At 70.9% G+C, this 19,132-nt stretch carries 17 protein-coding genes; 13 read left to right on the top strand and 4 right to left on the bottom strand.

Features of this window, described 5'->3' with window-relative positions; translation table 11 throughout:
* Positions 1 to 24: 24 nt before the first annotated feature.
* A complete protein-coding gene (gene ftsY / locus CSC64_RS06475; protein ID WP_162434509.1) occupies positions 25 to 1,281 on the bottom strand; it encodes a signal recognition particle-docking protein FtsY in 1,257 nt (418 codons plus the stop codon).
* Between the two features lie 57 nt (positions 1,282 to 1,338).
* Between ftsY and rsmD the strand changes: the two genes are divergently transcribed.
* From rsmD to CSC64_RS06510, 7 genes are all read left to right on the top strand, one after another.
* Positions 1,339 to 1,989, top strand: a complete 651-nt coding sequence (gene rsmD / locus CSC64_RS06480; protein ID WP_162434510.1) for a 16S rRNA (guanine(966)-N(2))-methyltransferase RsmD — start codon at positions 1,339 to 1,341, stop codon at positions 1,987 to 1,989.
* Positions 1,990 to 2,001: 12 nt separating this feature from the next.
* Positions 2,002 to 2,502 carry a pantetheine-phosphate adenylyltransferase gene (coaD, locus tag CSC64_RS06485; RefSeq protein WP_162434511.1) on the top strand — a complete coding sequence of 167 codons (501 nt, stop codon included), beginning with the start codon at positions 2,002 to 2,004 and terminating at the stop codon, positions 2,500 to 2,502.
* 61 nt (positions 2,503 to 2,563) lie between these two features.
* Positions 2,564 to 3,064, top strand: a complete 501-nt coding sequence (locus CSC64_RS06490; protein WP_162434512.1) for a hypothetical protein — start codon at positions 2,564 to 2,566, stop codon at positions 3,062 to 3,064.
* Positions 3,065 to 3,143: 79 nt separating this feature from the next.
* Positions 3,144 to 3,422 carry a YfhL family 4Fe-4S dicluster ferredoxin gene (locus tag CSC64_RS06495; RefSeq protein WP_162434513.1) on the top strand — a complete coding sequence of 93 codons (279 nt, stop codon included), beginning with the start codon at positions 3,144 to 3,146 and terminating at the stop codon, positions 3,420 to 3,422.
* Positions 3,419 to 5,200, top strand: coding sequence for a gamma-glutamyltransferase (ggt, locus tag CSC64_RS06500; protein ID WP_425501684.1), 1,782 nt, complete (start codon positions 3,419 to 3,421; stop codon positions 5,198 to 5,200). Before CSC64_RS06495 ends, ggt begins: the two co-directional genes overlap by 4 nt.
* A gap of 43 nt (positions 5,201 to 5,243) precedes the next feature.
* A complete protein-coding gene (locus tag CSC64_RS06505) occupies positions 5,244 to 6,134 on the top strand; it encodes an MBL fold metallo-hydrolase (RefSeq protein WP_162434514.1) in 891 nt (296 codons plus the stop codon).
* A gap of 58 nt (positions 6,135 to 6,192) precedes the next feature.
* Complete coding sequence (locus CSC64_RS06510) at positions 6,193 to 6,600, top strand: MAPEG family protein (protein ID WP_162434515.1); 408 nt, start codon at positions 6,193 to 6,195, stop codon at positions 6,598 to 6,600.
* A 159-nt stretch (positions 6,601 to 6,759) separates the two neighbouring features.
* On the opposite strand, the gene upp is transcribed toward CSC64_RS06510, so the two are convergent.
* Entirely contained in the window at positions 6,760 to 7,389 is a 630-nt protein-coding gene (gene upp / locus CSC64_RS06515) for a uracil phosphoribosyltransferase (protein WP_162434516.1), read from the bottom strand.
* A gap of 178 nt (positions 7,390 to 7,567) precedes the next feature.
* Between upp and CSC64_RS06520 the strand changes: the two genes are divergently transcribed.
* The 4 genes from CSC64_RS06520 to CSC64_RS06535 all read left to right on the top strand — a co-directional run bounded on the left by CSC64_RS06520 (position 7,568) and on the right by CSC64_RS06535 (position 13,528).
* On the top strand, positions 7,568 to 10,135 hold the full coding sequence (locus CSC64_RS06520) for a TonB-dependent receptor (protein ID WP_162434517.1): 2,568 nt from the start codon (positions 7,568 to 7,570) through the stop codon (positions 10,133 to 10,135).
* 62 nt (positions 10,136 to 10,197) lie between these two features.
* Positions 10,198 to 11,337 (top strand): NHL repeat-containing protein, encoded by a 1,140-nt coding sequence (locus tag CSC64_RS06525; protein WP_162434518.1) that lies wholly within the window; start codon positions 10,198 to 10,200, stop codon positions 11,335 to 11,337.
* Positions 11,338 to 11,363: 26 nt separating this feature from the next.
* The gene (locus CSC64_RS06530) at positions 11,364 to 11,981 is read left to right on the top strand and encodes an inorganic diphosphatase (protein WP_162434535.1); all 618 of its coding nucleotides are present in this window, start codon (positions 11,364 to 11,366) and stop codon (positions 11,979 to 11,981) included.
* 134 nt (positions 11,982 to 12,115) lie between these two features.
* On the top strand, positions 12,116 to 13,528 hold the full coding sequence (locus tag CSC64_RS06535; protein WP_238389791.1) for a purple acid phosphatase family protein: 1,413 nt from the start codon (positions 12,116 to 12,118) through the stop codon (positions 13,526 to 13,528).
* Between the two features lie 152 nt (positions 13,529 to 13,680).
* Here the strand turns inward: CSC64_RS06535 and CSC64_RS06540 are convergent, their stop codons facing one another.
* The gene (locus tag CSC64_RS06540; protein ID WP_162434519.1) at positions 13,681 to 15,669 is read right to left on the bottom strand and encodes an alpha/beta hydrolase family protein; all 1,989 of its coding nucleotides are present in this window, start codon (positions 15,667 to 15,669) and stop codon (positions 13,681 to 13,683) included.
* A gap of 285 nt (positions 15,670 to 15,954) precedes the next feature.
* Positions 15,955 to 17,451 (bottom strand): aminotransferase class III-fold pyridoxal phosphate-dependent enzyme, encoded by a 1,497-nt coding sequence (locus CSC64_RS06545; RefSeq protein WP_162434520.1) that lies wholly within the window; start codon positions 17,449 to 17,451, stop codon positions 15,955 to 15,957.
* Positions 17,452 to 17,583: 132 nt separating this feature from the next.
* On the opposite strand from CSC64_RS06545, the gene CSC64_RS06550 reads away from it, so the two are divergent.
* Positions 17,584 to 18,015 (top strand): Lrp/AsnC family transcriptional regulator, encoded by a 432-nt coding sequence (locus CSC64_RS06550; RefSeq protein WP_162434521.1) that lies wholly within the window; start codon positions 17,584 to 17,586, stop codon positions 18,013 to 18,015.
* 54 nt (positions 18,016 to 18,069) lie between these two features.
* On the top strand, positions 18,070 to 19,119 hold the full coding sequence (queA, locus tag CSC64_RS06555) for a tRNA preQ1(34) S-adenosylmethionine ribosyltransferase-isomerase QueA (protein ID WP_162434522.1): 1,050 nt from the start codon (positions 18,070 to 18,072) through the stop codon (positions 19,117 to 19,119).
* Positions 19,120 to 19,132: the final 13 nt, after the last annotated feature.

Genomic DNA, 19,132 nt, shown 5'->3' on the forward strand with positions numbered 1-19,132 from the left:
CCTCTCCCGGGGAGGAGAAGGCAGTCAGGCGCCGAGGGCTTCGGGCAGCAGCGCGTCGACGAAGGCTTCGGCGTCGAACACGCGCAGGTCCTCCGGCTGTTCGCCGATGCCGGCGAAGCGGATCGGGATGCCGAACTCGCGCGCCAGCGCGAACACCACGCCGCCCTTGGCGGTACCGTCCAGCTTGGTCACCACCAGGCCGGTGACGCCGACCGCGGCATGGAACTGGCGCAGCTGGCTCAGAGCGTTCTGCCCGGTGGTGCCGTCGATCACCATCAGCACTTCGTGCGGCGCGGCTGGGTCGAGTTTCTGCAGCACGCGCTTGATCTTGCCCAGTTCGTTCATCAGCCCGACCTGGGTGTGCAGGCGGCCGGCGGTGTCGGCGATCAGCACTTCGATGCCGCGCGCCTTCGCCGCCTGCAGCGCGTCGAACGCGACCGACGCGGCGTCGGCGTTCTGGCCCTGGGCGATCACGGTCACGCCGTTGCGCTCGCCCCAGGCCTGCAGCTGCGCCACCGCGGCGGCGCGGAAGGTGTCGCCGGCGGCGAGCACCAGGCTGCGGCCTTCGTCCCTGAAGCGGCGGGCCAGCTTGCCGATGGTGGTGGTCTTGCCGACGCCGTTGACGCCCACGGTCAGCAGCAAGAAGGGCCTGGCGTCGCGGTCGATCACCAGCGGCTTCGCTACCGGCGCCAGTATCGCCACCAGTTCGGCGCGCAGCGCGGCCAGCAGCGCGCGGGCGTCGGCGAATTCGCGCGCCTTCATCCGCTTGCGCAGGGATTCGACCAGCGCGGTGGTGGCGGCCACGCCGACGTCGGCGGTGAGCAGGGCGGTCTCGATCCCGTCGAGCAGGTCGTCGTCGAGCTTGGGATTGCGCGAGAACAGGCCGCCGACGCTGCGGGCGAAGCCGCTGTTGCGCAGGCGCTCGCGCCAGCCGGGCTTGCCGGGCGCGGCGGCGGGGACGATCGCCGCGCCGGCATCGGCGACGCTGCCGGCATCGGGTGCGACCACTTCCGCGGCGCCATCGCTGCCCTGTGCCTGTCCGGCGATTGCCTGTCCGGCCACGGCCTGGTCGATCACGGCCGGCTCGATGACGGCTGGTTCGACCAGGATCGCGCCTGCGGCCGGATCGACCGCCGCGGTGGCGGTCGCGTCTTCCGTCTCCATGCCCGCACCGGAGGGAGCCTGCGGGAACGCGGCGGCCAGTTCCTCGGCGCTGAAACGGCTGCTGGCCGGGGCGGACGCGGTGTCCTGCGGCTTCTTGCGGCGGAAGAAACTGACCATTGCCTGCGGATGTCGGAGAATGCGGGCAATGCTAGCACCGCCCCCCCTGCGTACCCGATGAACGGACGGCCTCCTCGGCGGCGCCCGGCGCCCGCGCCCGCCCGCGCGGTGGCCGGCAGCGTGCGCATCGTCGGTGGCCGCTGGCGCGGCACGAAACTGCCGGTGCCGGACCTGGACGGCCTGCGCCCGACCTCCGACCGGGTCCGCGAAACCCTGTTCAACTGGCTGCAGCCGGCGCTGCCCGGCGCGGTGGTGCTGGACCTGTTCGCCGGCAGCGGCGCGCTGGGGCTGGAGGCGGTCTCGCGCGGCGCGGCGCGCGCGGTGCTGGTGGAACGCGATCCGGTGCAGGCGGCGAACCTGCGCGCGGCAGTGCAGCGGCTGGATGCGGCCGGACAGGTCCAGGTGGTGGAGGACGACGCCCTGCGCTGGCTGGCCGGTCCGGGCGCGGCGGCCGGGCCGTTCGACATCGCCTTCCTCGATCCGCCTTTCGCCGCCGGCCTGTGGCAACCGGCGCTGCAGGCTCTGCTGCCGCGGCTGGCGGCCGATGCCTGGCTCTACCTGGAATCGCCGCCGCAGCAGCTGCCCGCGCCGCCGCCGGAGTGGGTCCTGCACCGCGAACTGCGCACCGCGCAGGCGCGCGCGGCCCTGCATCGTGGCCCCGGGCGAGGGCGCGCTGATACACTGGCCCCCGCCAATCCGGCGCCTTGAACGACCGAAACCGTGGCCCATCGCCGCATCGCCGTCTACCCCGGCACCTTCGATCCGATCACCAACGGCCACATCGACCTGGTTGCGCGGGCCGCACCGCTGTTCGAGAAGGTGATCGTGGGCGTGGCGTCGAGCCAGGCCAAGGGCCCGACCCTGCCGCTGGAGCTGCGCGTACGCCTGTCCAACGAGGCGCTGGCCGGGCACGCCAACGTCGAGGTGATGGGCTTCGACTCGCTGCTGGCCCATTTCGTCCGCGACGTCGGCGCCGGGGTCCTGCTGCGCGGCCTGCGCGCGGTCTCGGACTTCGAGTACGAATTCCAGATGGCGAGCATGAACCGCCACCTGATCCCGGAGGTCGAAACGCTGTTCCTGACCCCGGCCGAGCAGTACAGCTTCATCTCCTCCTCGCTGGTGCGCGAGATCGCGCGGCTGGGAGGCGACGTTTCGGGCTTCGTGACGCCGGCGGTGGCCGACGCACTGCGCGAGGCGCGGCGGGCTGGCGAGGTTTCCTAGCGGCATCCGCACTGGCGGTATCCAGACCAAGCGACAATCCAAGAACGACGGGAGGTTCCTGATGAACAAGACGATGCGCGCCCTGCTGCTGGCCCTGCTGGTGGCTCCGCTGGCGCTGGCCGGCTGCAAGAAGGAGGCGCCGGTGTCCAACGAGGCGGCCGCGGCCAAGGTGCTGACCGCGCCGGCCAAGGACGACGACGCAGGCTGGAAGGCGTACCTGCCGGCCGTGGTGCAGGAGAACATGGGCACGGTCACCAACAACCCGTTCCTGTACTACCTGCCGCCGGAAACGGACCCGGAATTCGCCGCCAAGTACGAGCGCCAGGTCGAATCGGCCACCACCGCGATGGCCCGTGGCGTGCAGAAGGGCAACCTGCTGGCCTTCGGTTCGCCGGCCTCGGCGAAGATGGCCGACCTGATCGAAGTGGCGTTCAAGGACGTGCCGGCGGACACGATGAAGGGCGTGCGCATCCTGTTCATCGGCGACGCGGCCGACAACCCGCGGGTCAAGGTCGCGCTGGAGCCGACCGGTGCCGAGTACGTCTTCGTCGAAGCGAAGTGACCTTCGCGAGCACGGCCGCCCGACGGGCGGCCGTGCCTTCGCGCGAGCGACGGCGGGCGCCGTCGCCTGAGTCGTAGCGATGTCCCTCAAGATCAACGAACTCTGCGTCAACTGCGACGTCTGCGAGCCGGCCTGCCCGAACCAGGCCATCGCCATGGGCGAGACGATCTACGTGATCGACCCGGCGCGCTGCACCGAATGCGTCGGCCATTTCGACGAGCCGCAGTGCGTGGTCGTCTGCCCGGTCGAGTGCATCGACCCGGACCCCGAATTCCCCGAAAGCCACGAGGCGCTGCTGGCCAAGCTGCGCCGGCTCGCGCGCGAACCCCCCGAAATCTTCCTGCCGGAGGCCCGATGACCCGCCTGCTGCCCCGGTCCGCGTTCGCGCGGCTGTTGCTGCCGCTCCTGCTGCTGCCGGCCTTCGCGATGCCGGCCTTTGCCGTGCCCGCCGCCGATGGCGGCACCGGCAGGGAAGCGCCGGCGCAGCGCCCGGGGCAGGCCGCCATCGCCCGCGCCCACCGCCTGGCCACCGACGCCGGCTTCGAGGTGCTGGAACGCGGCGGCAATGCCTTCGATGCGGCGGTCGCGGTATCCGCCGCGCTGTCGGTGGTCGAGCCGATCAGTTCGGGGCTGGGCGGCGGCGGTTTCTTCCTGCTGCACCAGCAGGACAGCGGCCGCGACGTGTTCGTCGACGCGCGCGAGACCGCGCCTGCGGCGGCCAATGCCGACCGCTACCGCACCGCCGACGGCAAGCTCGACTCGGCGCTGGCCGAGGATGGCCCGTGGGCGGCGGCGATCCCGGGCCTGCCCGCGGCGCTGGTCCACGTGGCGGAGAACTACGGCCGCCTGCCGCTGGCCGAGAGCCTGGCGCCGGCGATCCGCCTGGCCCGCGACGGCTTCCCGGTGTACGCGCGGCTGGAACGCGGCTATGCCGCGCGCCGCGAAGTGATGGAACGCTTCCCCGGCACGCGCGCGGTGTTCCTTGCCGGTGGCCAGCCGCCGAAGCAGGGGCAGCTGTTCCGCCAGCCGGACCTGGCCCGCACCCTGGAACTGCTGGCGAAGGACGGCTTCGACGGTTTCTACCGCGGCCCGCTGGCGAAGAAGCTCATCGCCGGCGTGCGCGCCGAAGGCGGCCGCTGGACCACCGACGACCTGGCCGGCTACCGCGTGCGCGAACGCGAGCCGCTGCGCTTCGACTACCGCGGCTGGGAAGTGGTCACCGCGCCGCCGCCGTCCTCCGGTGGCGTGGCCCTGGCGCAGATGCTGCAGATCCTCGCCGGCTGGGACCTTGCGAAGCTCGACCCGGCGCTGCGCACGCACCTGACCATCGAATCGATGCGCCGCGCCTTCCGCGACCGCACCTTCTACCTCGGCGACCCGGATTTCGTGCACGTGCCGGTCGAGGTGCTGACCAGCCCGTACTACGCCGCCGGCCTGCGCGCCACGATCAACCCGGAGAAGGCGACGCCCAGCGACATGCTGCCCGGCCTGCCGACGCCGCTGGAGGACGAGGAGACCACCCATTTCTCGATCATCGACGCCGACGGCAACCGCGCCGCGGTCACCCAGACGGTGAACCTGCTGTTCGGTTCGGGCCTGGTGCCGCCGGGCACCGGGGTGCTGCTCAACAACGAGATGGACGACTTCGCGCTGCAGCCGGGCCAGCCCAACGCGTTCGGGGTGATGGGCTTCGAGGCCAATGCGCCGGAGCCGGGCAAGCGCCCGCTCAGTTCGATGACCCCGACCTTCATGGTTTCGCCGGACCGGATTGCGGTGCTGGGCACGCCGGGCGGCAGCCGCATCATCACCATGGTCCTGCTCGGTGCGCTGGGCGTGGCCGATGGCCTGGACGCGCAGGCGGTGGCCGCGCTGCCGCGTTACCACCAGCAGTGGATGCCGGACGTGGTCTCGGCCGAAAGCGGCGCCTTCGACGCGGACCTGGCGGCGAAGCTGCGGGCCAAGGGCCACACGTTGCGGCTGCCCGAAGACAGCGTCAGCGGGCGCGCCTCCAGCCACACCTGGGGCAACATGCAGACGGTGGTGTGGGATCGCCGCGGCAACGTGCTCGAGGGCGGGACCGACCCGCGCAACGACGTGGGCAGCGCGCAGGTGCGCGCGGCGGCGACCGCGCCCTGAACGGGTTCCGGATTCTTAACCGGGCGCTGGCTAGCATTCACGCATGAAACTCTGGTCCATCCGCGGCAACACACAGAAGCTCGACGGCGGCTCCATGTTCGGCAACGCGCCGAAGGCGATGTGGGAGAAGTGGGCGCCGCCCGACGCGCAGAACCGCATCGACCTGGCCTGCCGCGCGCTGCTGGCCAGTCCGCTCAACGGCCGCACGGTGCTGTTCGAGACCGGCATCGGCGCGTTCTTCGAGCCGAAGCTGCGCGAGCGCTACGGCGTGCAGGAAGACCGCCACGTGCTGGTCGATTCGCTGCGCGCGGCCGGCTTCGAGCACGAGGACATCGACGTGGTGGTGCTCAGCCACCTGCACTTCGACCATGCCGGCGGCCTGCTGGCGCCGTGGGCCGAAGGGCGCGCGCCGGAGCTGCTGTTCCCCAATGCCACCTACGTGGTCGGCGCCGCGCACTGGGAGCGGGCCAGGCATCCGCATCCGCGCGACCGCGCCAGTTTCATCCCGGAACTGCCGGGCCTGCTCGAGGCCAGCGGCCGGCTGGAGATCGTCGAGGGCGCGCATTCGCGCGCGCTTGGCGAGTCGGTGCGGTTCTCCTTCAGCGACGGGCATACGCCGGGGCTGATGCTGGCCGAGATCGCCGGCCCGGAAACGGTGGACGGGCAGCGGCACGGTGGGGTGGTGTTCTGCGCCGACCTGATCCCGGGCCGCTCCTGGGTGCACCTGCCGATCACCATGGGTTACGACCGCAACGCCGAGCTGCTGATCGACGAGAAGCGCGCCTTCCTCGAGGACAAGCTGGCGCGCAACGTGCACCTGTTCTTCACCCACGACCCGGGCTGCGCCCTGGCGCAGGTGGTGCGCGACGACAGGGGCCGCTTCGGCACCACGCACGAGGTGGCCGAACTGAGGGCGCGCCCGCTGGCCGCCTGAGGCTGGCACAGTTGCCACACTGGCCTCCCTTGCGGGGCATCCCTTCCAGGAGCTGCACATGGCGCCGATGCCGCGCATCACCCTGCTGGTCGCTTCGCTGCACGTGCTGTTCTACCTGTTGCTGTCGGTGCGGGTGGCCCTGCACCGCAAGGCGCACCGGATCGGCGTGGGCACCGGCGGCGACGAGGCCATGACCCGCAAGGTGCGGGTCCACGCCAACTTCGCCGAGTACGTGCCGCTGGCGCTGCTGATGCTGGCGTTGCTGGAACTGTCCGGGGCCGGCGCAGGCGTGCTGTGGACCTGCGGCCTGCTGCTGCTGGCGGCGCGGCTGGCGCATGCGCTCGGGCTGGGACGGTCGGCGGGGTACTCGGTGGGCCGTTTCGGCGGGGCGATGCTGACCTTCGCGGTGCTGCTGGCGATGGCGCTGCTCGGCCTGTGGCGCTTCCTGGCCCAGGCCCCCTTGTAGGAGCCCACTTCAGGGGGCGACCCGATTCCGCCGGAAGGCGCCGCGTCCAACGCGCAATGTCCGGATCGGCCGCCTTGAACGCGGCTGCGTCCAGCCGCCTCGGGTCGCCCCCTGAAGTGGGCTCCTACAAGGGGGGCGACGCGGCAGTGTTCGGCGCGGTTACAGGCGCGTGCCGAAGATGCGGTCGCCGGCGTCGCCCAGGCCGGGCAGGATGTAGCCCTTTTCGTTGAGGCGCTGGTCGATCGCCGCGGTATAGACCTCCACGTCCGGGTGCGCGGCCTCCAGGTTCGCCAGGCCTTCCGGCGCGGCGACCAGGAAGATGCCCTTGATCCGCCGCGCGCCGGCGCGCTTGAGCATGTCGATGGTGGCGATGAGGGTGCCGCCGGTGGCCAGCATCGGGTCCAGGATCAGCGCGTCGCGCTCGTCCAGGCGGCCGGTGAGGCGTTCGAAGTAGGGCACTGGCTGCAGTGTCTCCTCGTCGCGCTGCAGGCCCACCACGCTGACCTTGGCGGCCGGGATCAGCGCCAGCACGCCGGGCAGCATGCCCAGCCCCGCGCGCAGGATCGGCACCACCGTGACCTTGGCCCCGGCGATGCGCCGTACCTGCACCTCGCCGGCCCAGCCGGGCATGGTCGCCACCTCGGTCTCCAGGTCGGCGGTGGCCTCGTAGGCGAGCAGGGTGCCCAGCTCGGTGACCAGTTCGCGGAAGCCCTTGGTGCTCAGCCCGGCGTCGCGCAGCAGGCCGATCTTGTGCTGGACCAGCGGGTGGCGGACTTCGACGGTTTTCATCGGGGGGCTCCTTTGCTGCGGCGATGGAAGTCTGCCCGAGTGGCCGCCGGCAGGCGAGTGTGTGACCGGCGTGCGACGGCCGGCACGCGCCGTCATCGTCGCGCAGCCGTCCTGTCACCGTCATGCAAGAGAGCTGCAATAGCTTTTGCTCCCGTCCTTCATCCAGACGGAAATCCCCGTGCCCTCGCAACGCCCCCTTGTCGCCGCCATCGGCCTGGCGCTCCTCGCCGTGGCCACCAGCCCGGCGCTGCGCGCCCAGTCCGCCACCGCCGCCACGCCCGCCACCGCCGCCGTCGTCGCCGATGCGGTCACCCTGGACACGCTGGAAGTGCGCGCCCAGTTCGAAGCGCAGGTCCGCGCGATCGACCTCAAGCGCGCCTCCGATGCGATCCAGGACGGCATCTCCTCGGACTCCATGGGCCAGTACCCGGACAAGAACGTCGGCGAATCGCTGTCGCGCCTGCCGGGCATCAGCGTTACCCGCGACCAGGGCGAGGGCCGCTACGTCGTCGTCCGCGGCCTGGACGCGGCGCTCAACAGCGTCACCGTGGACGGCATCGCCCTGGGCACGCCCGAGGATTCCAGCCGCGCCGCGCCGCTCGACGTGATTCCGACCGATGCGACCGAGCGCCTGACCGTGGTCAAGGCGCCGACCCCGGACATGCCGGGCGACTCGATCGGCGGCGCCATCCAGGTCGAATCGGCGTCCGGTTTCGACCGCGACGGCCGCAGCCTGCGGATCAAGGGCGAGCTGGGGCGGCAGAGCCTGAGCGGCGAGGTCAGCCCGAAGGCTTCGCTCAATTTCAGCGACATCTACAACGACACCTTCGCCGTCGGCTTCGGCGCCAGTTACCAGCAGCGCAGCTTCGAGTCGGACAACATCGAGGCCGAGTACGACTACTACGACGACGATTCCACCGACCTGATGGCGGTGGAGGTGCAGCAGCGCAAGTACTCCATCAATCGTGAGCGCACGGGCCTGAACCTCAACCTGGACTGGCGCCCGGACGGCGACAACCGCTACTACCTGCGTACCCTGTACACCGACTTCACCGACGCGGAGACCCGCCAGAACAGCATCATCCCGCTGGGCGAGGGCGACATCGCCTCGGTGGACGGCAGGGTGTTCCAGATCGAAGGCATCGACCCGGGTGACTTCAGCCGGCGCCTGCGCTGGCGCACCAAGCAGGAAGACACCTTCACCGCCAGCGCCGGCGGCGAGAACCGCTTCGGCCATGCGGTGCTGGATTACAGGGTGGGCCACACCCGCACCCGCGAGGACGTGGCCGACGAGGTCGAGGCGCGCTTCAGCTACGAGGGCGACGACGACGTTTCCATCCTGCTCGACCAGAGCGGATCGATCCCGCGCTACACGATCAGCGATTCCCCGGCCGGCGGCTGGCTGCGCAACTCGAACTACGACTTCAACCGCTTCGTGCTCGGGCCGAAGTGGGTCGAGGACGAGGAAAACAGCGCGGCGATGAACCTCCGCTTCGAAGGCGGCACCTGGAGCGTCAAGGCCGGCGCCCTGGGCCGCTGGCGCGAGCGCGCGGTGGACGTGGACGAGAAGGAACTGCGCCGCGGCCCGGGGATCAACCTGGGCGAGTGGACCCTGGACCCGCCGCGCTACACCCATGGCGACATGGGCGACGGCATCAGCTCCTGGGCGATGCGCCGCTACCTGGCCGGGAACCTGGGCCTGTACAGCGAGCGCCCACAGGACGTGGCCGGCAACCTGGAGACCTCGCTGGTCGAGGACTACACCGCCAGCGAGGACGTGCTGGCCGGCTACCTGATGGGTACGGTCGACTTCGGCGCGCTGCGGGTGATCGGCGGCGTGCGTCTGGAGAGCACCGATTTCGACGCCACCGGCAACCTGGTCGACATCGACGAAGACGGCAACCTCAGCTGGGCGCCGCGCAGCGTTTCGGAGAGCTACAGCGACGTGCTGCCGGGTCTGCACCTGCGCTACGACCTGGGCCAGGACTGGGTCCTGCGCGGCGCCTGGACCGAGACCCTGGCGCGGCCTTCGTTCGGCGACATCTCGCCCCGGATCCGCATCAACCGCGAGGACGAGGAGGTCGACATGGGCAACCCGGAACTCGACCCGTACCGTTCGCGCAACCTGGACCTGTCGGTCGAGCGCTACTTCGGCGACAGCTGCCTGCTTTCGCTGGCCGTGTTCGACAAGCGCATCGACGGCTACATCGCCCAGGTGTGGACGCAGGACCATCCGGACTGGCCGGACTTCGACGTGTCGATGCCGGTGAACGGCGACGAGGCGCGGGTCACCGGCGTCGAGCTGAACTGGCAGCAGCACTTCGCCAGCGGCCTGCTGCTGGGCCTGAGCGCTACCTGGCTGGACACCGAGTTCCGCCTGCCGGCCGACGCGCTGATCGAGGACCGCGCCGGCGAGGTCTTCCCGCTGCCGCGCTCGTCCGAGAACCTGTACAGCGCCCACGTCGGCTACGAGAAGGGCCGGCTGAGCACGCGCCTGGCGGCGGTGTACCGCAGCGAGTACCTGGACGAGATCGGCGACACGCCCGACTTCGACATCTGGGTCGCCGAGAATACCCAGCTCGACTTCAGCCTGGACTACAAGGTGGCCGACCACTGGGGCTTCTACCTGGAGGCGTCGAACCTGCTGGACGAGCCGCTGGAGCTGTACCAGGGCTCGCCGGCCAATACCCTGCAGAACGAGCTCTACGGCCGCACCTTTGCGGTCGGGGTGAAGCTCAACTTCTGATCCGCCACGCCACCTTCATGCACGCGGGCGCCGCCGGGGGCGGCGCCCCGCCCGGAGCACCCATGTCGCACATCCATCGATCCCATGTCCTCGTCCTCGCGCTCGGCCTGGCGCTCGCCGGCTGCCGCGGCACCGATGCGCCTGCTGCCGCCGATGCGTCGCCGCCGGCGGCCACCGGCGCCGATGCGCCCGCCGCCGACGCGCGCGCGCTGCCGGTGGTGGAAGAGGCTTTCATCACTGCGATGACTCCGGAAGACAACATCGATTCCCCGGCCGCCTGGACCGCGCCCGACGGCAGCACCTGGCTGATCGCCACCGCCAAGGCGACCGACAAGCTGGTCGTGTACGACGGCGCAACCGGGGAAACGCTGCGCACGTTCGGCACCCTGGGCACCGGTCCGGGGCAGTTCGACCGCCCCAACGGCATCGCCGTCATCGACGACCTGCTGTTCGTGGTCGAGCGCGACAACCGCCGCGTGCAGGTGCTGCGCCTGCCGGACTTCGGCCACGTGGTGACCTTCGCCGGCGAGGACCTGGTGAAGCCTTATGGCCTGTGGGTGAAGCGGGCCGGCGAGGGCTACGAGCTGTACGTGACCGATTCCTACGACAAGGGCGAGGACGCGCAGGGCAACGACATCCTGCCGCCGCTCGCCGAGCTGGACCGCCGCATCCACCGCTATGCGCTGGAGCAGCGCGACGGAACATGGCAGGCGCGGCCGCTGGGACCGTTCGGCGACACCACGCCCGAGGGTGCGCTGCGCGTGGTGGAGTCGCTGTGGGGCGATGCGGCCAACGACCGCCTGCTGGTCGCCGAAGAGGACGAGACCTACGCCAACGAACTCAAGGTCTACGACCTGGCCGGACGCTTCACCGGCACCACCGTCGGCCGCGACGTGTTCCAGGCCCAGGCCGAGGGCATCATGCTCAAGGCCTGCGCCGACGGCAGCGGCTGGTGGATCACCACCGAGCAGGGCAAGGGCCGCACCGTGTTCCACCTGTTCGACCGCCGCAGCCTGGCGCACGTGGGTGCCGTGGCCGGCGCGAAGGTGGCCAACACCGACGGCATCTGGATGCACGACGTGGCTTCGGCGCGCTTCCCCGAGGGCGTGCTGTACGCGGTGCACGACGACCAGGGCGTGGTCGCGCTGGACTGGAGCGCTGTTGCCGGGGCCTTGGAGCTGCCCGCGTGCCCGCGTTCCTGAGCCGGGCTGGGCGGGCAGGGCAGGCGGTGGGCGTGCGCTTCCCGTGCGTGGCCTTGCTGGCGTGCCTTGCCTGGGCAGGCGCCGCGACAGCGGCCACGCCGGGCGTGGTCCATCCGCTCCATGCCGGGCAGCCGAAGGACGCGCCGGAGGAGGTGCTGCTGGCGGTGGAGATCCCCGCCGGCAGCTTCACCAAGTACGAGATCAACGAGGAAGGGCTGGTCTACGTCGACCGCTTCCAGTCGATGCCGGTGGTGTATCCGGCCAATTACGGCTCGCTGCCGCGCACCCTGGCCGGGGACGGCGACCCGCTGGACGCGCTGGTGCTGACCCGCGAACCGCTGCACCCAGGCGTGCTGCTCCGCTTCCGCCCGATCGGCGTGCTGCGCATGACCGACAAGGGCGAGCGCGACGAGAAGATCATCGGCGTGCCCACCGACAAGGTCGATCCGACCTATGCCGCGATCCGCGACCTGGCCGACCTGCCGCCGATCGAGTGCGAGCGGATCGAGGCGTTCTTCCGCGTCTACAAGGACCTGCCCGCCGGCCGCAACCCGGTCGAACTGTCCGGCTGGGGCGACGCCACCGAAGCGAAAACGCTGGTGCGGCAGTCGTTGGCCCGCTTCCGCGACGCCCCCTCCCTGTAGGAGGCCCCTCCAGGGGCGACCCCTCGAACCCCGCAGCCGCCGCGCACCCGTCCCGTTTCGTGCGCGCGACTCCGCGCCAGCCACGCTCCACGGCCCGCATCACCAACGCCATCCGCACCACCAGGACTACCCGCATGCGATTCCATTCCCGCCACATGCACGCACCGGCCGCAGCCGCGACGCCCGCGCGTGCGCTGCTGGCGATCCTGCTCTCGTTCGCCTGCCTGTCCGCGTCGGCGCGCGAAGAAGGCCCGCGACCGGAGCCGAACACCCGCGTGCCCGCCGGCGTCGTCCGCTATGCGCCAACCGTGTTCCCCGACCGCATCGTCGCCTCGCCGGCGCAGGATGCGGCCACCGGCTTCTCGGTGGCCTGGCGCACGGCTGCGGGCATCGCCGCACCGGTGCTGGAAGTCGTGCCCGCCGGCGATTCGCCCGACATGGGCACGCCGAAGCGGATCGAGGCGGTCTCCCGCGAACTACGCACGGAGAATGGCCTGGCCCTCCACCACCGCGCCGACATCGACGGGCTGCAGCCCGACACCCTGTACGCCTGGCGCGTGCAGGGCGGCGGCACCTGGAGCGCCTGGCACCACACCCGCACCGCGGCGGCGGCGGGTACACCTTTGACCCTGCTGTATTTCGGCGACACCCAGAACAAGAACGTCAGCCTGGGCACCCGGGTGCTGCGCGAGGCGATGCGGCACGCGCCCGATGCGCGGCTGGCGCTGTTCGCCGGCGACCTGGTCAGCGGTGGCGACGGCGAGGACGACACCGAGTGGGGCGAGTGGTTCGAGGCCAACGGACCGCTGCCGACCTCGATGGTGGTGGCGCCGGCGGCGGGCAACCACGAGTACTTCGAGGAGTTCGAGGACACCCCGCAGGAACGGCGCGTGCTGGGCGCGCACTGGTCGCTGCAGTTCGCGCTGCCGGGCAATGGCATCGCCGCGGCGCCGGCCACCAGCTACTGGTTCGACTACCAGGACCTGCGCGTGGCGGTGCTCGACGGCACCTCGGCGCTGGACCTGGGCACGGCCCGGGCGCAGGCGCGCTGGCTGGACGGCGTGCTCGCCGCCAGCCAGGCGCGCTGGAACATCGTGCTGGTCCACCAGCCGTTCCATTCGCCGCGCGAAGGGCGCGACAACACGCTGCTGCGCAGACACCTGCTGCCGGTGATCGGCAGGCACCGGGTCGACCTCGTGCTGCAGGGGCACGACCACGTCTACGGCCGGCGCCAGGCGGACGGGGCGGCGACGCCGGTGTTCGTGGTTTCCGTCGCCGGCGCCAAGCAGTACCGGTTCTCGGACGCGGCCCGCGTGACCATGCGCCCGGTGGCGGAGGACACCCAGCTGTTCCAGGTGCTGCGCATCGATGGGCCGGTGCTGCGCTACGAGGCGCGCACCGCGACCGGCCGGCTGTACGACGCCTTCGAACTCGTCCGCGAGGGCGATGCGACGCGGCTGGTCGAGCTCGCCGAAGGACGCATCGAGGAGCGCAACTGCGGCCGCGAGCGGACCCTCAAGGGCCGTGCCGACCGTTGCTGGGAATAGGCGTGGTGGCAGCATGGCCGCCGCCGATCGCCCAGGGGGCACGACGAGAGCATCGTCGGCATGTCCACTGGAAGGGCCGATGCGCGGAGGCGAGGGCGCTGGCCGGTGAATCGCCGCGCCGCTTCGGGGCGCCCCTGGGCGCCCCGCGGTTTTCATGAGCCGGTGTGGGCGCCCAGGAACGCGTCGATGCGTTCGAGCATCCGGGTCCGTGCTTCGGAGTCGGCGAGCGAGTGCTCCAGACCCTCGAACACGACCAGCTCGCTGGACTTGCCGGCCGCGCGCAGTTCCCTGTCCATCCTGTGGGAATGCTGCACGCTGACGTTGAGGTCGCGGGTGCCGTGGAACAGCAGCACCGGTGCCTCGATCCGGCCCGCATTGCGCAACGGCGATCCCTCGACGACGTGCGCACCGCTGCCGACCATGCTGGCGACCAGTTGCTGGCTGGTATAGCCGGACGCGTCGCGCTTGAGCAGCGCCAGGTCGGTCACAGGCGCGATCGCCACGATCGCCTTGAACAGGCCAGGCTCGATGCTGCCGGACTGCAGCGCGGCATAGCCGCCGTACGACCAGCCCAGGATCGCCAGGCGATCGGGTGCAACGCCCTGGTCCCGCAGCCAGCGCCCGCCATCGTTGATGTCGCCCACCGAAGTGCGCCAGCCGCGGAAGCCGTTCTCCTGCTGCCAATCGTCGCCGAAGCCGGCCGAGCCGCGGTAGTTCGGCTGCAGCACGGCATAGCCCCGGTGCGCGAGGAACTGGGCGAGCCAGTCGAAGCCCCATTCGTCGCGCGCCGACGGCCCGCCGTGCGGCAGGACGATGCCTGGCAGTCCGCGTGCGTCTTGCTTGCCCGGCGGCAGGGTCAGGTATCCGGGCACCCTGGTGCCGTCCCGTGCCGGATAGGCGACCGGGCGCACCGCGGCCAGCGGCGCGTGTTCCAGCGCCGGCCGCGCCAGCAGGATCTCGTCGAGCTTGCGCCGGTTGCGGTCGAAGACGTAGTAACGCCCCGGGTCCGCATCGCTGCCGGCATGGATCAGCAGCTTCCCCGCGTCCGCGTCCGCGGCCACGAAATCGATCATCGGCAGGTCCGGGAGGGCCTGGCCCAGGCTGGTGGCCAGCGCCTGGTAGCTGGAATCGAAATACGCCACGTGGCGCTTCTCTTCGGCGTAGGTCACGCCGATGACGCCGGAGCCGTGGCCCGCGCGCACGACGCCGTCGACGTCCACTCTCGGGTTGCTGTAGACCAGTTCGGTGGCGAGGGTGTTGTCCAGCTTCACCCGGTAGAGTGCAAGGCGGCCGTCGAGTTTCCTGAGCACGTAAGCCGAGTTGCTGGCCGTGTCCACGTCCAGCGGCCACATGCCTTCGCTTTCGCGGTTCCATATCGAGAAAGGCCGCCACTCGCGCGAGCCGGGCATGCGGAAATGATGGATCCAACGGCCGGTGAGCTGGCCGTTGTCGCTGGTCTGGTAGCCCTTGATCCGCACTTCGCCACGCCCGTCGGTGATGAAGAAGTCGGCGCGGGCGTCCGCCTGCTCGATCCGCTTCGTGCGCAGCGTGTGCAGGTCGATGCGGTCGATGCCGAGGCCGTCGGCGTTGCGGACGATGTTGGTCCCGATATTGCCGGCCTCGGGAACGTAGTTGCGCGCCATCAGCACCATCCCGTCTTCGCCGGGCAGCCAGTCGAGGATGGCGCCGTCGAACTGGCGCAGGCGGGCGTCGTACGTACTCTGCTTCTGCCCCAGGCTGGCCGGCGCGCTGCCATCGATGCCGAGGGTGAGCAGGCGGGTGAACGGGATCAGCAGCCCGTCCTGTTCGGTGACCCAGCCGATCTTGCAGACCAGTCGGGTATTGCCGGCGAAGCGGCACCATGAAATGCGTTCCGGGTCGCCGCTGGAGTGCAGCACGGTACGCGGGGCTGCATTAGAGCCCAGCTCGGCCACCATGGCGTAGCTGTTGCGCCCCTTGCCGGGGGTGACGTAGACGACATGCTTGCCGTCCGGCGACAGGTCCACCTGCTCGACCGTCTCGCGGACCCCGAACATTCCCGGCGACGCAGCGGTGGCCGCGGTGGCATGCGCCACGATGGCCTGCATGGCCAGAAACGCGGCAGCCAGCATGGCTCCACGCCGCACGAACTTCTTCCCCATGGTGGTTTCCCGTCGCTCCCCTGTGCGACAGGGCCCCTCGCCCCGCGCTGTGGCCGATCCTATAACGACGTCGTCGCGATGGGCCGGGTCGTTGCCGGAGTCGATGCGCCGGGCGTGACGTCCGTCACGGTGGCCTTGCATCGCGCCGGCTCGGATCGTGCCGTGGTCGCCACGAGGAAGCTGCGCCGAGACCATCCCATGCCGTTCTCCGTGCGATCGATCGATGCGAAGGTGCCGCTGACAGGCAGGCGCGTTGCGTCGTCCCGGCTTGCCGATCCTGTCGGATCAGGCCGCCGAGGCCTGCTCCCGCCGCGGCCCTTCGCGCAGCGCGCGCCCGACCATGGCCACCAGCAGGTCCAGTTCGGCCTCGTCCATCAGGAAGTGCGGGGTGAAGCGCAGCGAGTTCTCGCCGCCGTGGATCACGTTGACCCCGTGCATGCGCAGCCACTCCTCGGTGGAACCGGAGCCATAGCACTTGAACTGCGGCGCCAGCTCGCACGAGAACAGCAGGCCGGTGCCCTGTACCTTGGTGATCAGCCCGCCGAGCGAAACCCGGAGCTGCTCGAACTTGCGCATCGCCTGTTCGCCGCGCTCGCGGATGTTGGCGCGGACCTGCGGGGTGAGCAGGCCGAGCGTGGCGCAGGCCACGTCCAGCGCGCGCGGGTTGGTGGTCATGGTGTTGCCGTACACGCCCTTGCGGTACAGGCCTGCCGCGTGCGCGGTGACGGCCAGCACCGACAGCGGGAACTGCGCGGCGTTGAGCGCCTTGGAATAGGTTTCCATGTCCGGCGGCTCCACGCCCTGGAAGCCGGGATAGTCGACCAGCGAGAGCACGCCGTGCGCGCGCAGGCCGGCCTGGATCGAATCGACCAGCAGCAGGCTGCCATGCGCGCGGGTCAGTTCGCGCGCGGCGGCGTAGAACTCCACCGGCAGGGCGCGACCCGGGTCGCCTTCGCCCATCACCGGCTCAAGGAACACCGCTTCGATGAACCTGTTGTTCGCCTCGGCTTCGGCGAACACCGCGCGCAGCGCGGCGACGTCGTACGGCGCGATCGCCACCACCGAGTCCTCGCCGCGGTAGCTGGCCAGGTGCTGCATGTAGGTGCGGCGGCTGGAGTCCGAATACAGGCCGGGCCGGTCGGTGCGGCCGTGGAAGCTGCCCTTGACCACCACGCGCTTGATCGTGGCGCCGGCGTGGCGCGCGCCCGGGTCGGTCTGCAGCTTGGCGTTGACGTCGACGATGCGCGTCGCCAGTCCGACCGCTTCGGAGCCGGAGTTGAGGCACATGAAGCGCGCGAACGGGCAGCCGCCGCGGGTGTGGCCGATCTCCGCGCGCAGGGCCTCGGTGAAAACGCGCTGGGACAGGTTCGGGGTCATCACGTTGGCCATCACCTGCGGCCGCGCCAGTGCCTCGAGCACCGCCGCCGGGGCGTGGCCGAAGCCGAGCATGCCGTAGCCGCCGGCGTCGTACAGCACCGCGCCCTTGAGCGTGACCACCCAGGGGCCGCGCGCGGCGAGGGCGACGTAGGGGGTCACCGCGTCGTCTGCGTAGAAGTTGACGTAGCCGGCCTGCAGCGTGGCGATCTGCGCGGCTTCGTCCAGGTCGAGCAGGTCGGCGGCGCCGGCCTGCACGCGCCGGTACTCGGCGGCGGCCGCGTCGATGGCCTGCACCAGTTCCGGGTGCGAGGCGGCCAGGCCGGGGACGCTGGCGTCGTCCAGGCCGGTGGTCAGGCGCTGCCCGGCATGGGCGCGCAGGGGGGCGAGGGGGGTGAGGACGGACATGACGGTTCTCCCGGTCGGCGGGTGCCCGGAGGGCGCTTTGTCCTATTATCGGGATGGGATCGTCGATTGGCAGCTGTGATCCGGGCGGGAATCGGGGGATTTTCGTCAAATCGACGAAAGCGGATGGGCGGAATGAAGATCACCGAGGCCGACGAGCAGCTCCTCTCCCTGCTGCGCGAGGACGCGCGCGCCTCCACCGCCCAGATCGCGCGCCGGCTGGACCTGTCGCGGACCACGGTGCAGAGCCGGATCGACCGGCTCGAACGCGCCGGGGTGATCCGCGGCTACACGGTGCGGGTGGACGAGGCGGTCGAGCAGGCGCGGATCCGCGCCCACATCATGATCACCGTGTTCCCGAAGAAGATGGCCGCGGTGGTGAAGGAACTGCATGCCATCCCCGAGGTGCGCAGCCTGCATTCGGTGAGCGGGCCGTACGACCTGGTCGCGCTGGGCGTGGTCGCCGACGTGCGGCGGATGGACGAACTGACCGACCGCATCGGTGCGGTCGACGGCGTCGAACGTACCTCCTCGGCGATCGTGCTGTCGACCAAGTTCGAGCGCTGAGCCGGGCGGCGGCGGGCCGGTACAATGGCCGGCTCCCGCGCGCCGGCCCGGCCCTTGAAGAAGTCCGACTTCCATTACGAACTGCCCGAGGAACTGATCGCGCAGGCGCCGCTGGCCGAGCGCTCGGCCAGCCGGCTGCTGGTCGTGCCGCCGGGCGCGGGCGCGTTCTCCGATCTGCAGGTGCGCGACCTGCCCGGGCTGTTGCAGCCCGGCGACCTGCTGGTGTTCAACGACACCCGGGTGATCCCGGCGCGGCTGTTCGGGCAGAAGGACAGCGGCGGGCGCGTGGAGATCCTGATCGAGCGGCTGCTGCCGCAGGAGCAGGCGCGGGCGCAGGTGCGGGCCAGCAAGTCGCCGAAGCCGGGGAGCCGGATCGCGCTCGACGGCGGTGGCCAGGCCGAGGTGCTGGGCCGCGAAGGCGAGTTCTTCCTGCTGCGCTTCGAGGTGGAAGGCGGCCTGGAGCACTGGCTGCTGAAGGTCGGCCGGCTGCCGTTGCCGCCCTACATCCGCCGCGAGCCGGGCCAGGACGACGCCGAGCGCTACCAGACGGTATTCGCGAAGCAGGTCGGTGCGGTCGCCGCGCCGACCGCGGGCCTGCATTTCGACGAGCCGCTGCTGGCGGCGCTGCGCGAGCGCGGCGTGGGCTTCGGCCACGTCACCCTGCACGTGGGCGCGGGCACGTTCCAGCCGGTGCGGGTGGAGGACGTGCGCGAGCACACCATGCACAGCGAGTGGCTCAACGTCGGCGCCGAACTGGTGGCGCAGGTGCGGCGCACGCGTCAGGCCGGGGGCCGGGTGGTGGCGGTGGGCACCACGGTCGTGCGCGCGCTGGAGAGTGCCTGGCGTAAAAGCGAGGCCATGCCCGACGGCGAACTGCAGCCGTTCGCGGGCGAGACCCGGATCTTCATCTTTCCCGGCTACCGGATCCGCAGCGTCGATGCGCTGCTGACCAACTTCCACCTGCCGGAAAGCACGCTGCTGATGCTGGTGTCGGCGTTCGCCGGCAGGGAGCGGGGGTTCGAGGCCTACCGGCATGCGGTGGAGCAGCGATACCGCTTCTTCTCCTACGGTGATGCAATGCTGCTGTGGGGGCAGTCGCCGTAAGTCCGGGCTGTGG

The organism is Pseudoxanthomonas koreensis, from assembly GCF_010093225.1.
Classification (GTDB): Bacteria; Pseudomonadota; Gammaproteobacteria; order Xanthomonadales; family Xanthomonadaceae; genus Pseudoxanthomonas; species Pseudoxanthomonas koreensis.